General features: G+C 69.4%; 10 protein-coding genes. 8 read left to right on the top strand and 2 right to left on the bottom strand.

The genetic code is table 11. From position 1 onward, the window contains the following. Positions 1–33 precede the first annotated feature (33 nt). The 6 genes from NR798_RS33020 (at position 34) to NR798_RS32995 (ending at position 6,639) form a co-directional block, all read left to right on the top strand. Positions 34–879, top strand: coding sequence for an outer membrane beta-barrel domain-containing protein (locus tag NR798_RS33020; protein ID WP_375766507.1), 846 nt, complete (start codon positions 34–36; stop codon positions 877–879). After that, positions 876–1,691, top strand: a complete 816-nt coding sequence (locus tag NR798_RS33015) for an outer membrane beta-barrel domain-containing protein (protein WP_375766506.1) — start codon at positions 876–878, stop codon at positions 1,689–1,691. Before NR798_RS33020 ends, NR798_RS33015 begins: the two co-directional genes overlap by 4 nt. Further along, positions 1,688–3,673, top strand: a complete 1,986-nt coding sequence (gene gltC, locus NR798_RS33010) for an adventurous gliding motility protein GltC (RefSeq protein ID WP_375766505.1) — start codon at positions 1,688–1,690, stop codon at positions 3,671–3,673. Before NR798_RS33015 ends, gltC begins: the two co-directional genes overlap by 4 nt. A 124-nt stretch (positions 3,674–3,797) precedes the next feature. Next, complete coding sequence (gene plsX, locus NR798_RS33005; RefSeq protein ID WP_375766504.1) at positions 3,798–4,826, top strand: phosphate acyltransferase PlsX; 1,029 nt, start codon at positions 3,798–3,800, stop codon at positions 4,824–4,826. Next, positions 4,823–5,860, top strand: a complete 1,038-nt coding sequence (locus tag NR798_RS33000; RefSeq protein ID WP_375766503.1) for a phosphatase domain-containing protein — start codon at positions 4,823–4,825, stop codon at positions 5,858–5,860. Before plsX ends, NR798_RS33000 begins: the two co-directional genes overlap by 4 nt. Continuing rightward, positions 5,857–6,639, top strand: a complete 783-nt coding sequence (locus NR798_RS32995; protein WP_375766502.1) for a sugar nucleotide-binding protein — start codon at positions 5,857–5,859, stop codon at positions 6,637–6,639. The genes NR798_RS33000 and NR798_RS32995 overlap by 4 nt, the downstream gene beginning before the upstream one ends. A gap of 12 nt (positions 6,640–6,651) precedes the next feature. On the opposite strand, the gene NR798_RS32990 is transcribed toward NR798_RS32995, so the two are convergent. Beyond that, positions 6,652–9,126: a PAS domain-containing protein gene (locus tag NR798_RS32990; protein WP_375766501.1), complete on the bottom strand. Its 2,475-nt coding sequence runs from the start codon at positions 9,124–9,126 to the stop codon at positions 6,652–6,654. A gap of 345 nt (positions 9,127–9,471) precedes the next feature. Between NR798_RS32990 and NR798_RS32985 the strand changes: the two genes are divergently transcribed. Continuing rightward, positions 9,472–10,500 (top strand): SPFH domain-containing protein, encoded by a 1,029-nt coding sequence (locus NR798_RS32985; RefSeq protein ID WP_375766500.1) that lies wholly within the window; start codon positions 9,472–9,474, stop codon positions 10,498–10,500. Continuing rightward, positions 10,497–11,402 (top strand): SPFH domain-containing protein, encoded by a 906-nt coding sequence (locus tag NR798_RS32980; protein WP_375766499.1) that lies wholly within the window; start codon positions 10,497–10,499, stop codon positions 11,400–11,402. The genes NR798_RS32985 and NR798_RS32980 overlap by 4 nt, the downstream gene beginning before the upstream one ends. A gap of 7 nt (positions 11,403–11,409) precedes the next feature. On the opposite strand, the gene NR798_RS32975 is transcribed toward NR798_RS32980, so the two are convergent. Next, complete coding sequence (locus NR798_RS32975) at positions 11,410–13,260, bottom strand: M48 family metallopeptidase (protein ID WP_375766498.1); 1,851 nt, start codon at positions 13,258–13,260, stop codon at positions 11,410–11,412. Between the last annotated feature and the right edge of the window lie 23 nt (positions 13,261–13,283).

Here is a 13,283-nt window from a genome sequence, read left to right as displayed (position 1 = left end):
GGCGGACGCCCCCATGACACGGAGCTCCCGGAAGTGAATCGCCTCCAGGCCATCGTGCTCGCGCTGTGCATCGCGCCAGCATCGGCACTTGCACAGAACCAGGAAGACACGGGGCTCGGACTCGATCTGAGCAGCGGTGAGCAAAAGCCCCAGGAAGAGACCGACGCCAGCGCGGAGACGCCCACGGAGGAGCCGCCGCCGCTGCCCTCCACGGTGGCGGAGCCGCCCCCGGCCGAGCCGCTCTCGCCGGCCGAGCGCGACGTCACGCTCGACGACCGCGTCAAGAGCGTGCAGCGCAAGGTGTACCTGAAGAAGGGCCGCTTCGAGGTGGCGCCCTCCGTCACCTTGTCGGTGAACGATCCGTACTACACCAAGCTGGGCGCCGCGGTGCGCGGGGCCTACTACCTGGCGGACACGCTGGCGGTGGCCGGGCGCTTCTCCATGATGCAGGTGCTGCCCGAGGATGACGTGCGCATCGCCAAGCGCACCTTCGACAGCCGCATCTTCTACTCGGTGCCCCAGTGGTCGGCCATGGGCGACGTGGAGTGGAGCCCGCTCTACGGCAAGGTGGCCTTCCTCAACGACATCCTCCACTTCGATGCCTACCTCCTGGGCGGCCTCGGCGTGGTGAACACCGCGACGTCCAAGGTGGAGGTGACCACCGGGGTGCCCCGTGGCCCCAGCTTCGCCGCGGACCTCGGCCTGGGCCTGCGCTTCGTGGCCCGTGACTACCTCGCGGTCAACGTGGCGCTCATCAACACGTCCTACGTGGACCAGCCCCTCAACACGAGCAAGGGCGCTACCCAGAACCTCATGACCCTCAATGCCGGCATCTCCTTCTTCTTCCCGATGAAGTCGACCGGTCGGGAGTCCGAATGAAGACCGCCACCCGTCTGCTGATCGCGCTCTGCCTGGCGCCCGTGCCCGCCCTGGCCCAGGACGAGGCGCCCGCCGCCCCGGCGAAGCCCGCCCCGGCGAAGCCCGCCCCGTCCACGTCCGGCTCCTCCGAGCAGGAAGCCGGCGACGTGTCCGAGGTGGACAAGGATCGTCTCGGCCCCCTGCGCGAGCGCGTCCGTCCCGTCTCCGGCCACCTCTTCCTCAAGCAAGGCCGCTTCGAGTTCAGCCCCTCGGCCACGCTCTCCATCAAGGATGCCTTCTTCTCGAAGTACATCCTGGGCGGCACGCTCACCTACCACCCCACGGAGACGCTGGGCCTGAGCCTGCGTGCCGGCTACTCGCTCAACACGGTGGCCAGCGCGGCGCAGATCTGCACCTTCTCCGGCGAGGGGACCACCACCACCCGTGGCTGCCGCAGGCCCTCCTATGAGGAGCTGGATGGCGAGGCTCCCGGGCAGCTGACCCTGATGGGTGGCGTCGACGTGCAGTGGGCTCCCATCTACGGGAAGATCTCCCTGCTGGCCGAGCAGTTCCTCCACTTCGACCTGTACGGCGTGGCGGGTGCCACCGCGGTGCAGTATCGCGGGCCCGCCAAGACGGCGGAGCTCACCGGCGGCGGCAACGTCGGCGTCGGCATGCGCTTCTTCCTCAACCGCTGGGTGACGGTGCGCACCGAGTTCCGCGACCTCATCTACGTCGAGAAGGCCCTCAACCCGTCCACCACGCTGCGCAACCAGCTCCTGTTCGAGCTGGGCGTGTCCTTCTTCTTCCCCTCCGCCCATCCCGAGTCATGAAACGTCTGCTCCGGCCCCTCTGCCTCGCCACCCTCGGGCTCTCGCTGGCGTGGGCGACGCCCTCGCCCGCTCAGAGCTTCGAGGGCCTGGATCTCTCCCAGCCGTCCAAGAAGAAGAAGAAGCCCACCCGCAAGCCCCCGCGCGGCGGCAAGAAGCCCACGGCCGCCCAGCCCGCCGAGGACGAGTCCGACTCGGACTCGGCCGACACCTCCACCACCACCCCGGCCGACACGGGCTCGGCGGCGTCCACTCCCGCGGCTCCCACGGCGGCTCCCTCCGCCAACCAGGGCATGGGGTTGGACCTGACGGCGGAGACGCCCAGCCAGCCCAAGGCCGCGCCCACCATGTCCTTCGACGCGGTGGACGTGTCCGGCAAGAGCGGTGATCGCCAGCGCCTGGACGTGGCCATCTCGCTCTTCAAGAACGAGGAGTACGAGAAGGCGGCGATGAGCTCCTTCGAGATGCTCCAGGACGCCAAGCTCGCCGGCCTCCACCTGGAGGCGCGCTACGTGCTGGCCAAGGCCCTCTACCGCATGGGCCTCTACCACTCGTCGCTGGGCGAGTTCTCGAAGATCCTCGCCGTCGGTCCCGAGACGAAGTTCTTCCGCACCAGCCTGGAGTGGCTCTTCTTCATCAGCCGCAAGACGAAGAACGAGACCGTCATCCTGGATGAGATCGCCCGCTACGCGAACCAGGAGTTCCCCGAGCGCTTCCGCAGCGAGTTCCACTACCTGCTGGCCCGCTACCACTTCGTGCGGGGCAAGGCCCTGGACCAGGTGGGCCGCGGCGAGGACGCCGACAAGAGCTTCAACGAGGTGAAGCGGCTCACGCTGCTCATCCCCAAGACGGACGTCTTCTACCCGCGGGCCAAGTACCTCGAGGGCCTGACCTTCTTCCGCTTCGGCAACCGCGCCCCCAGCGCGGCCGCCCGGCGCACGGACATCAACACCGTGGGCGCCATCGAGGCCATGAAGGAGATCATCCGCGTCACCCGCTCCGGCGCGGGCCTGGACGCCGAGCAGGCCACGGCCAACCAGAAGCTGCGCGAGCTGGCCTTCATGCAGCTGGGCCGTACCCACTACGGCATGCAGCAGAACCGCTACGCCCTCTTCTATTTCAACAAGGTGGAGCGCGGCACGTCGCAGTGGCTGGAGTCCATGTTCGAGTCCAGCTGGGCCAACTACCGCGTGGGCCAGTACGAGCAGGCGCTCGGCAACCTGATTACGCTCTCCTCGCCCTTCTTCCGCGAGGAGTACTTCCCGGAGGCGATGATCCTCAAGGCGGTCATCTATTACGAGAACTGCCGCTACCGCGAGTCCAGCCTCATCCTCCAGGACTTCGAGCGCACCTACCTGCCGGTGCATGATCAGCTGGAGCTGATCACCAAGAAGCAGCTGGAGGCCAGCGAGTACTACGGCGTGCTCTCCGACGTGCAGAAGAAGAACAAGGACGGGCTGGAGAAGGGCGAGACGGACGTCATCCTCGAGCGCATCCTCCGGCTGGCCCTCACGGACCAGGACCTGAAGAAGACGAACGAGTCCATCCTCGAGCTGGAGACGGAGATGGACACCTTCGGCGAGAAGGGTGACACCTTCCGCTACTCCGAGCTGTCCAAGCAGCTGCTCGAGGGCCTCAAGGTGCAGCGCACCGGCCTCATCGAGAAGGCCGGCATCATGGCCAAGGGCAAGCTGGAGGCGGAGCTGGTGTCGCTCAAGCAGCTGCTGGCCAACGGGCTGCGCATCAAGTTCGAGACCGTCACCAAGGAGAAGGAGTTCCTGGAGGAGCAGCTCAAGGCCGGCGGCAAGACGGCCGTCGTCAAGAAGTACAGGTACTCGGTGGCAGTGGCGGATGACCAGCTGTACTGGCCGTACGAGGGCGAGTACTGGCGCGACGAGCTGGGCACCTTCCAGTACACCATGACGAAGGGCTGCATCCAGCGCGACACCGCCAACCGGACCATCCAGGCCAGCGAGAGCAACTGAGCCCGGACTGCCAGTGACTCCCTCCCTCGGGGGGGAGCCCGCCGGCACCGTTCTTCACCAGGGGTCGGATCCGAGTGGATCCGGCCCCTTTCCGTTTGCCACGAACGTGTAAGATGGTGACGTCATGGCCACCAAGCTCATCACCATTGCGTTCGACGTGATGGGGAGCGACCACGGCCCCGCGGAGGTAGTCAGGGGCGCCGCGCAGCTCTCGTTGGAGTCACCACACATCCACACGTTGTTGGTGGGGGACAGAGCCCTCATTGATGACGCGCTCGCCGAGACCAAGCACAGCGGCGAGCGCATCTCGGTGCAGCATGCCTCCGAGCACGTGGGCATGGACGAGAAGCCCGGCGAGGCGCTGGCGCGCAAGCCGGACGCGTCCGTGTCGGTGGCGGCGCGGCTGGTGGCCGAGGGCGAGGCGGATGCGCTCGTGTCCGCCGGCAACACGGGGGCCTGCGTGCTCTCGTGCGCCCGCCACTTCCAGCTGCTGCCCGGCGTGCGGCGCGCGGCGCTGGCGGCCGTGTACCCCACGCGCGACAGGCACGGGCAGAAGGCGGACCCCTTCTCCCTCATCCTGGACGTGGGGGCCACGGTGGAGGCCACCGCGGAGGACCTGGTGACGTTCGCGGTGATGGGGGCGGCGTACGCGCGCATCATCTCGCGCAATGAGAATCCCAAGGTGGCGCTGCTCTCCAACGGCACCGAGCCCAACAAGGGCCCGCGCCAGGTGGTGGAGGCCCACGCGGCACTCTCGGCCATGAAGGGGCTGCAGTTCATCGGGAACGTGGAGGGCGTGGACATCCCCAAGGGCACCGCCGACGTGGTGGTGACGGACGGCTTCGTGGGCAACGTGTGCCTGAAGATGCTCGAGGGCGTGCACGACACGGTGGTGGAACTGGCCCAGTACGCCTACAAGGAGAGCCTGCGCTGGCGCGCCGGCCTGGCGATGCTGTCCGGGGGCATCCAGCGCATCAAGGACATCACCGACTGGGAACAGTACGGGGGCGCACCGGTGCTCGGGTTCGATCGCATCTTCATCAAGGCCCATGGCCGCTCCAAGGCGAGGGCCATCGCCAACGCTGGAAAGGTCGCCGCCAAGGCGGTGGCCCATGACCTGGGCAAGGCCATCCAGCAAGGTCTGGCGCGGTGAGCCTTCCGGACCGTATCGATCCCAGGCCCCCGCGGCGCATCTACCGCTGGGACCTGGACAAGACGTACCTGCAGACGGAGTTCGATTCGCTCCGGGACTTGCTGCGCACGGCCTTCCAGAAGGCCCACGAGAAGCAGGCCGTGCCGGGCGCGTCCGCGCTCATCCGCGAGCTGGCCTCCAACGGGGACTCGCGGCTGTGCATCGTCTCGGGAAGCCCCAAGCAGCTGCGCTCGGTGCTGGAGGAGAAGCTCAAGCTGGACGGGGTGGTGTGGGACGAGTTCATCCTCAAGGACAACGTGGGCAACCTGATGCGCGGGCGCTTCCGGGCCCTGCGCGGACAGGTGGGCTACAAGCTGCCCGCCATCCTGGAGAGCCGCGCCAACGCGCCCGTGGAGGCCGAGGAGGTGCTCTTCGGCGATGACGCCGAGGCGGATGCCTTCATCTACTCGCTCTACGCGGACATGATCGCCGGGCGCGTGGACGAGCGGGTGCTGCAGCAGATTCTCGAGGCGGCCGCGGTGTACCCGGACGAGGCCGCGCGGGTGCTCGCCGCGTGGAAGAAGACGCCGGTGGCGGACCCCGTGCGGCGCATCTTCATCCACCTGGACCGGCTGACGCCGCCGGCGCACTTCGCCAACTACGGCCCGCGCGTGGTGCCCGTCTTCAACTACTTCCAGGCCGCGCTGGTGCTGCTGGCCGACGGGCACCTGACGGCCCCGCAGGTCATCAAGATCGCCGTGGAGATGGTGCAGTCGGCGGGGCACAACATCATCACCCTGTCCAACTCGTTCCAGGACTTGCTGCGCCGGGGCCTGCCGCTGCAGCAGGCGGCGGAGGGGCTGGTGCAGGCGCTGGAGGGGCCCAACGCGCTCATCCAGGCGCTGCGGCCGGTGCCGGACATCATCTCGGCATTCACCAAGCGGCTGGCCGCGCTGGGCACGCCGCCGCCGCCGCCGCCGGTGCAGGCGGTGGACTACCTGGAGCTCATCCACCACGCGCTCCCGCGCACGCACAAGGGGCGCAAGACGCAATGAGGGCCCTCGTCACGGGTGCCAACGGCACCGTCGGCTCACGGCTGTGCGAGGACCTGCGGCGCCACGGCGTCGAGGTGTCCTGCTGGGACCGGGACAGCATCCCGGTGGACGACTACTGGGCCATGGAGCGCTTCGTGCGCTCGGTGGCGCCGGACGTGCTCTTCCACCTGGCCACGGCGTCGCGGCCCACGGGCCGGGCCAACGAGTCGTGGCTCATCAACTACGAGTGGACGAGCGAGCTGGCATGGCTCACCCGCCAGCTGGGCGTGCGCTTCGTGTTCTCCAGCACGGCGATGGTGTTCTCGGACCACGCGCGCGGGCCCTTCACGGTGGACTCGGAGCCGGAGGCCCCCGAGGGCTACGGGTACGAGAAGCGGCGCGCGGAGGCGCGGGCCTTCGAGCAGAACCCCGAGGCGCGCGTGGTGCGGCTGGGGTGGCAGATCGACGACCGGCCCTCGGGCAACAACATGGTGGCCTCGCTGGAGGCGCAGATGCGCGAGCGGGGCAGGGTGGAAGCGAGCACGCGGTGGTTTCCCGCCTGCTCCTTCCTGGATGACACCGTGAGGGCGCTGCAGGCGCTCGCGTGGGCCGAGCCGGGGCTCTACCTGCTCGACGCCAACGAGCGGTGGAACTACCACGAGATCGTCCTCGCGCTGAACGAGCGGCACGGTGGCCGGTGGCAGGTGGAGCCCACCGAGAGCTTCGTGTTCGACCAGCGGATGATGGACGACCGGGTGGTGCTGCCCTCGCTCAAGGCCCGGCTGCCGGGCCTGCGCTGAGGCCACTGGTCCTCACGCGGGTACCGCATCTTCTTCTTCCGGCTCGGAGTTCCCCGAGGACGCCTGGGGGATGGGCAGGGTGATGCGGAAGGTGCTGCCCCGTCCCACTTCGCTCTCCACCGTGATGTCGCCCCCCATGCCCGTGACGATCCCGTGGCAGATGGAGAGCCCCAGCCCCGTCCCCATCCCCACCGGCTTGGTGGTGAAGAAGGGATCGAAGATCCGGTCGCGGACCTCGGGCGCGATGCCGCACCCCGTGTCCATCACCTCGATGACGACCCGCCCGGCGATGGCACGCAGCCGCACGCGCACCTCGTTCTGCCCGGGCTTCCCATCGGGCACGGCATGGGCGGCGTTGATGAGCAGGTTGAGCAGCACCTGCCCCAGCCGTCCCTCGCTCGCCCGTACCATCGGCACCGGCTCGAAGTCCTTCACCAGCCGCGCGCGGTGGCGCAGCTCATTGCGCACCAGGCCCAGGCTCGACTCGATCACCCCGCGCACGTCCACGTCGGAGAGCTGCTCGCCCTCGTCGCGCGAGAGCGTCCGCAAGTCCCGCACGATGTGCCGCACCCGCTCCGCGCCCTGCTTTGTCTCGCGCAGCACGTCCTCCATCTCGCCCAGCCGCTCCCGCGGCAGCTCGTCCCGGAGCAGCTGGCACTCCTCCTCCAGGAAGCCGAGGTTGGAGAGAACGAAGGCGAGCGGGTTGTTGATCTCATGCGCCACGCCCGCGGCCAGGGTGCCCACGCTCGCCAGCCGGTCGGCGAGCAGCAGGCGCGCCTGCATCTGCTTGCGCTCGGTGATGTTGCGCGCGCTCACCACCGTGGCCGGCTCGCCATCGAAGAGCAGCCGCATCGCGCTCAGCTCCGCCGACATCAGCTGGCCGCCCGCCCGGAGGAAGCGCACCTCGCGCGTGGTGGTGGTGCCTTTCTCCAGCGAGCCCTCGAGCACGTTCGCCGCCTCGCCCCGGTCATCCGGGTGGATGAGCTCCAGCAGCGACCTGCCAGCGAGCGCCTCCACCGAGCGCTGATCCAGGAAGGCCAGGCCCGCCGGGTTGATGTAGAGCAGGTTGCCCCCCCGGTGCGCGAAGATGGCCTCCGGCAGCCCCTCGATGAGCGCGCGGAAGCTCTCCTCGGAGCGGCGCAGCGCCTTCTCGGCGTGCTTGCGCGCGGTGATGTCGATGGACACGCCTCCGAGCAACCGGCGGCCGTTCGCATCCCTCAGCGTGAACTTGTGGTTGAGCCAGTGGTGCAGCGAGCCATCCGGAGAGGAGATGACCTGCTCGGACTGGAGCGGCTGCCCGCTGGCGAGCACGGCCTGGTCCTCCCGCCGCAGCCGCGCGGCCGTCATCGGCGGCAGCAGCTCCGCGTCATCCACTCCCTGTATCGACTCCACGTCCCGGTGGAAGAAGCGGGCGTAGGGCTCGTTCACCCAGGTGCGCCGGCCCTCCTCGTCCTTCATGAAGGCCATCACCGGGCTGTGGTTCATGAAGGAGTGGAACAAGTCCTGGCTCTGCTGGAGCGCGGCGAGCGTGGCGGCCAGCTTGTCCACCAGGGCCTGCTTGGCCTCGAACTCGGCGGCGTTGCTCAGCGCCGCGCCCAGCAGCCGGCCCATCATCTCGAGCGTCCGGACGTCGAGATCATCGTAGGCGTTGGGCTCGGGGTAGCTGACGTTGATGGCCCCCACGGCGCTGCCGACCCGGTGCAGCGGGACGATGATCATCGAGCGGATGCCGGTGGCACGCGTGGCGGCCACGTTCACCCGCGGATCGTCCTCGGTGTCCCGGGTGTGGAGCACCTCGCCGCGCAGGATGCTCATCCCCGTGATGCTGTGGGAGAGCTTCAGCCGGAAGCCGCGATGGGGCATCGAGTTGCCGTGCGTCACCTGGTAGACGAGCTCGTCGCCGTCGGCCAGGGCCACCGCCGTTCCGGATGCACCGCACAGCCGCATGGCGCGCTCGGCGATGAGCGACATCACCTTGTCCAGCTCGAGCCCGGCGTTGGCGATGTCGCTCTGCGTCTGGATGATGGCCGAGAGCCGGTCCTGCACGCCGCGCGAAAGGGGCGCCTCCAGGGCGGTCTGCATCCCGGCCCTCCTGCGCCGGGCGTGCCACTCGAGCCGGGTCTGGAGCTGGGCCGGCTCGAAGGGCATGAGCAGGAAGTCATCCACCGCCGCGGCCAGCAGCGCGTCCAGGGGCACCTGCTCGGCCGAGGTGGGGACCAGCGCCAGGAGGAAGGGCCGGGGCTGCACCTCCGCGGTGCTCAGCCGGGCCATGTCCTCGGCCACCGCGCGGCCGGCGCCCACCACCAGCACCCCCTCCACGCCCTGGAGCAGCGGCCCCACCTGCTCGACTGCCGGGGCGTGGCGTACCTCGTGTCCCCAGTCCGCGAGGAGCTGGCCCACGGCGTGCCCGGCTTGTGGACTGACGAGGAGCAGTTTCATGGTGAGCGCCGCGGCGGGCTCCAGGCGCGCATCCGAGGACAGAGCCAAGGTGCGGCCGGGCTGACCTCCTCCACCCGTTTCATGTGCTCGCGAGGGGCTGGCATCCAAGCAGGCCGGGGTCCGCGAAGGCGGGCCGTGTGCCGGGCAATCCTCATTTTAGCTCGTGGGCCTCAGGAGGAATAGGGCTTCCGGCCAGCCAGGCCGGAGGAGGGCGAGCAGGCAGCGGTCCGAGGGAGGCACGCCTGCCGGGCCTGGGGGGCGGCTCGCCAACCGGGCCTGGCCGTTCTCCCGGCAACAGGGGCACGGGGCGGGCGGGTCCAGCGGGACCACGCTTCACGGATGATGCCCGCTCGGTCGCGACACCTTCCCGCGACACCTTCCGAGGAGTGGTCGATGGACTTCCTGCAAGAGCTGGGGCTGGGGCCCGCGGGGCTGGGCACCGGCATTGTCTTTGGCGCCGTGGGCTGGTTCGTGATGCGCTGCGTGCTCACCGGCTTCTTCACCGTGGACCAGAGCGAGCGCGCGGTGAAGGTGCGCTTCGGGCGCGCGGCGCGGCTCCCCGGGGAGCCCACCACGAAACGGGGGCCTGTCAGCGAGGGGCTCGCGCGCACGGACGAGGACCGCTACGTCTACCCCCAGCTCGAGGTCATCCAGCCCGGAGGCCCCTACTTCAAATGGCCCTGGGAGCGGGTGGTCAAGGTCTCCGTGGCCATCCAGACGCTCAGCATGGCCCATGACCCCGAGTCCCCCACCGCCAACCAGGGGGGCCAGGTGCTCGAGGCCGTCACCAAGGACCAGCTCAACACCGGGCTCACCGGGCAGCTGCGCTATCGCGTCTCCGAGCAGAACCTGTATGCGTACCTCTTCGCGGTGAAGAACCCCATCGCGCACGTGATGGGCTACTTCATCTCCATCCTGCGCGAGCGCATCGCCAGCTTCGAGGCGCCTCCCGCGCCCGTCGTCGAGGGCACCCTGCAGGCCGTCGAGGCCACGGCCGTCTCCGGTGTCTCCATCAACGATCTGCGCAAGAACCTGCGAGACCTCAACGAGCACATGGAGCGCGAGTGCCGCGGCAGCCTGTCGCGCTACGGCATCGCCCTGGATGCCACGCTCATCACGGGCATCGATCCACCGGCGGAGGTGGAGTCGGCGCTCGCTGCCATCAACACCGCGCACAACCATGTCTCCTCCGACATCAGCCTCGCGCAGGCGGCGGCGGACCAGAAGATCGTCCAGTCGCGCCGGGCCGTGGAGATCGAGACCCTCAAGTCCCTGGCCGAGGTGGAGCCCTTGAACGCCCTGGCCGCGCAGCTCACCCTGCTCCACCAGAGCGGCCCCGGCGCGCTGGAGTCCTACCTGCGCAACATCCGCCTCGGGCTCTTCTCGAAGGCCAACCGCGTGGTGCTGGGGGTGAAGTCATGATGGGGTTCCTCGTCGGCGCCGTCCTGGGTTTCCTCGGCATGGCGGTGGGCGTGCCCCTCTTCCTGGGCCTGTGCCGGATGTTCGGCCTCTACGTCACCGTGGAGGAGCGCACGTGCCGCGTCTACGTGATGCTCGGCAAGGTGGTGGCCGTGCTGGACGAGCCCGGGCTGCACCTGCTCTGGCCCCGGCTCGGGTGGAAGGCGCTCCTGGTGAACTGGGTGGGCCGCTGCCACGTGCTCGACCTGCGCCTGGACCAGCAGTACCTGCGCAGCCAGGCGGTGAACTCCGAGGAGGGCGCGCCCATGGGGATTGGCATCTGGTACGAGATGTTCATCTCGGATCCCCTCAAGTACCTGTTCGAGAACGCGGATCCGCGCGGCTCGCTGGCCGCCAACGTGAGCAACGCCACCGTGCGCTGCCTGTCCAACATGAAGCTCGCCACCATGATGGAGAGCCGCCACGCGATGAGCCGCACGGTGCGCGCCGAGGTCTCCCCCATGTCGCACGCCTACGGCTACCAGCTCGGCTCGGTCTACATCCGCAAGGTGCACTTCCGCGACGTGGGGATGATCCGCCAGATCGAGGAGAAGGTGGTGAACCGGCTGCGGCAGGTGACCTCGGCCATCCGCCAGGACGGCGTCAACCAGGTGAGCATCATCACCAGCACCGCCGAGCGTCAGGCCGCCATCGAGTTCGCCAAGGCCGGAGCCCTGCGCCCTCGAATCGTGGGCGCGGCGCTGCAGCGCATCTCCGAGGATCCGGCCGTCTCGGCGGCGATGTTCGAGGTGCTGGAGCTGCAGCGCATCCAGGAGGGCGGCGCGAACGTGACGCTCATCCCCGAGGGACAGAAGAGCGACCTGCTCGCGCAACTGCTGGTGGCGTCACCGGCCCCCTCCCGGTGACACCCGCTCACGCCGCCTGCCGTGCGCTCTTGCGGTGCTCCTCCATGGCCCTGTGGCGTCCGAGGTAGTTCCCGAACGCCTGGAGCAGCCCGTCCCCGTCCTGCAGCTTGCTCAGGCAGATGGAGCGCTTGCCCTTGAACAGGCCACCTCCCTCGAGCTGCAGGTCCAGGTACTTCTTGAACATGCGGTCCTCGGTGGTGGCGGACTTCACCTGCTCGAAACGGACGGGCTCGTCCCACTCCGAGCAGCTCACCTGCGCGAAGTCCAGGTGGACCTCCGGCCCGCCCTCCTTGCCCGCGAAGGTGAGGGGCGGGAAGTACTTCTCCACATGCTGCCGCTCCGCCTCGGTGGACGGCACGTAGCGGTAGGCGAGCGCCAGGTCGTGCGCCTTGGCGAAGCGCGCCTCGTACGCGCCCCACAGCCGCGCCTCGATGAGCTCCGCCTCCAGGATGGCGCTCGTCCACGAGGTGGTGGTGGGCTCGAGCAGCACCCGCGCCACGTCGGCTGGCGCGAGCGTCTCTCCCACGTTGTCCAGGCGCGCGGCGAGCGGAGGGTGCGAGTCGAACGGGTGCGGCGTCACGGCGCCATTCAGGTCGCCGTGCACGGCCTCGGAGCTGGCGTAATCCGCGAAGCCGAGCGCGACCCGCTGCGCGATGGCCACGCTCTGCTGCTGCTCGCTGCGGGCGAAGAGGTCGGCCTCCACGCGGTCCCGGAAGCTCGCGTACGCACCGACCTTGACGAGCGAGCGGGCGATGTCCCGGCCCGACGTCATGGCCGCGGCGAGACAGTCCGCGGCGAGCTCACTCGCGCGCCGGCTGCGCCCGAGCGACAGCTCGAACAGCCCGCGGTAGGCCAGCATGAAGTGGAAGATGGGCAGTGTGAGCAGGCCCGCGCGGAGCGCATCGAGGTAGTGCCCGAAGTGCGCGAGCATGGGCGCGAGCCGCTTGCTGTGACCCGTGTCCCCTCCGAGCAGGTGCCCCATCTCGTGCGCCAGCACCGCGTCCGCCTCGGACCGCTCCAGCAGGCGCAGCAGGGACAGGCTGACGTAGAGCGTCCGGCCGGTGAGCGTCCGCTCCCCGGCGCGCACCTCGCTCTCGGTGACGAAGAAGTTGGCGTCGATGCCGGCGAGGATGTGGTCCGGCGGAGGCGTCTGCAGCTTCTCGCACAGCTGGCGCACGTGGGCCCAGAGCTCCGGCGCGTGCGCCTGCTCGAGCACCTCCGCCTCCACCTCGAAGTCCATGGGCGGGCGGCGGAAGATGGCGGCCACCACGGAGAAGAGGGCGAAGGCCGCCAGGATGCCGACGAGGAGGATGAGCTTCGGGTAGTAGCTGTGGAACCACACCGCGGTCATCCAATAGGACAGCCACACGGCGAGGCCTCCCTGCGCGAGCGCCTGCAGGGCCCCGGTGACCCGGAGCACGTTCCAGCCCACCACGAAGCTGCCGTACTGGAAGGGCCGCGAGACGAACGCCGCCAGGGCGCACGACAGGGCGATCACCGCGGAGACGAGCCCCAGCAGGGCCGAGCCGAGCGCCACCAGGCCGATCCACTCGAACTGCCGCACGTCCGAGCACCCCTCGCCGAGGCTGTCGCGCAACCCGGCCAGCTCCTCGCCCGTGGAGAGGCAGGCCGCCGAGGCCGGGACGGTGCGGAAGAACTCCAGCAGCTCCTGCCGCCGCGCCTCGTCGAGACTGGCGTCCTGCGTGATCTGGCTCTCGACGGTGGCGAGCACCTCCCGGTCGAACCGGCCGGTGGCGTGCCCGGCGAACCACAGGGCGAAGAGCGGGAGCGCGAAGAGCCAGAGGGCGGGCAGCGCGTAGACGCGGAGGAAGCCGGGGAGGGTCAGGGTCGAGCGCATGGCGGGCGGAGGGCGGGAGAGAA

Origin of the sequence: Archangium gephyra (assembly GCF_042230915.1) — a bacterium.
In the GTDB taxonomy this organism is placed as follows: Bacteria; Myxococcota; Myxococcia; order Myxococcales; family Myxococcaceae; genus Archangium; species Archangium gephyra_B.
Note: the sequence above shows the minus strand (reverse complement) of the source record. Positions and strands in the feature narration are given on the sequence as shown.